2 protein-coding genes are annotated in these 1640 nt (G+C 69.9%); one reads left to right on the top strand and one right to left on the bottom strand.

Annotated elements, in window-relative coordinates; translation table 11 throughout:
• Nucleotides 1-127: 127 nt before the first annotated feature.
• Complete coding sequence (locus ACFWBT_RS42855; RefSeq protein ID WP_385710231.1) at nt 128-619, bottom strand: hypothetical protein; 492 nt, start codon at nt 617-619, stop codon at nt 128-130.
• 331 nt (nt 620-950) lie between these two features.
• Here ACFWBT_RS42855 and ACFWBT_RS42850 point away from each other — a divergent pair, with 331 nt between their 5' ends.
• Nucleotides 951-1613 (top strand): class F sortase, encoded by a 663-nt coding sequence (locus tag ACFWBT_RS42850; protein WP_385710228.1) that lies wholly within the window; start codon nt 951-953, stop codon nt 1611-1613.
• Nucleotides 1614-1640: the final 27 nt, after the last annotated feature.

The raw sequence follows: 1640 nt of genomic DNA, 5'->3' as shown, positions 1-1640 counted from the left end.
GCCCTTCGCCCCGGACCCCCTCGGGATGGTCCGGGGCGAAGGGCTGTCCTGCGCGCTCCGCGCGCTGTCCGCGAGGGGACGGCCGGCCCCGGAAGGGGACGGGACCGGCAGCCCGTACGCGGATCGGTCAGATGCGCTTCTCCGACCTGCGGCGCATCCAGAACACTCCGCCGCCGACGGCCGCCGCGGCCACCAGACCGCCGCCGATCGCCATGTCGGTGGACGTGGCGCCGGTGGTGCTGCTGCCGCCGAGACCGCCGCGCACACCGCCGATGACGGTGAAGGCGGCCGGGCGGGTGAGCGGTCCCGTCCCGTCGCAGTTGACGGTGATGTCGTACGAGCCGGGACTGGCGTCCTGGTTGATGGTGGCCGTCCCGCTGGACGACTCGTTGTGGCTGCCCAGGAGCGGCGAGAGCCTCGCCTGACGGAACGCGGGCGAGGTCATGGTGCCTCCCCTCGGGCACCCGTCGACCGTCACGGTGAGCTGGCCGCCGCGGGCGATGACGCTGGGCATCGCGACGATGTTGCTCGGGGTGTTCCAGGCCGCGGCCATCGGGGCGGCGAGCCCCACGGCGGCGACCGCGGCGGCAGACACCGCCAGGGCACGAGTAGTACGCATGTGATCCTCCGCGGGGGCGCCCCGGGAACCGTCCCCGGTGGATCGGCGAGAAAGCGCCTCCCAGACAGACCCTCAGATGCCGTGCCCGGACCCGCATTTCGGGAATGGTCCGTCCTGGTGAGAAGACACGCCGAAGAAATTCCACACAATCGGATATTGCCGCAGGTCACGGACCGTCAGAAAATTCCTGGTCACGGCAACTCGGATGGCGCACGGGGGATTCGTCCCACCACCCGTTCGCCCGCTCCCCGTCGCCCGGCGGCCCCGCTGCCATTAGCGTGCTCATATGCGCGAATGACGAGGCGACGGCCGCGTCGAGAGGGGATTGCGAATGTCTGCGTCCGAGCTGGCCGAAGAGGAGGAGCGGCAGAGGAAGCGCGCTCCCTGGGGCGTGATAGCGCTTGTTCTGCTGACCGGCCTCGCACTCGTTCGGAATGGTTCCGGTGAGTTCGACGTGGGCCCTCCGCAGCCCGCTTCGGCGGCCGCGGCGGACAGCCGCACTCCGGGTGGAACCTTCTCGAACACACCGGCCCCGCTGCCGTACTCCGTGGCCGACCGGGTGCGGATCCCCGCCATCCGCGTCGACGCCCCGGTGATGCCGGTGGGTCTGGACAGCGACGGATGGGTCGACGCGCCACCGCCCGACGACCCGAATCTCGCCGGTTGGTTCACCGGTGCCGTCGCGCCCGGCGAGAAGGGCACGGCCGTGGTCGTGGGCCATGTCGACAACATGCGGGGTCCCGCCGTCTTCTACGGGCTCGGCGCCCTCAAGAAGGGAAACCGGGTCGAGGTCCTGCGCAAGGACGGAAAGACCGCGGTGTTCGAGATCTACGGCATCGAAGTCTTCGCGAAGAACGATTTCCCCGGCGACCGTGTGTACAACAGCAAAGGCACCCCGGAATTGCGTGTCATCACGTGCGGAGGCGGTTTCTCCAAGCAGCACGGATACGACGGGAACGTGGTCGTCTTCGCCCGCATGGTCGAGGCGCGCTGAGCGTTCCCCGGGCAGGCGGGCGAAAGC

It is taken from the genome of Streptomyces sp. NPDC060027 (assembly GCF_042737005.1).
Classification (GTDB): Bacteria; Actinomycetota; Actinomycetes; order Streptomycetales; family Streptomycetaceae; genus Streptomyces.
This window is presented reverse-complemented; position numbering and strand designations above follow the sequence as displayed.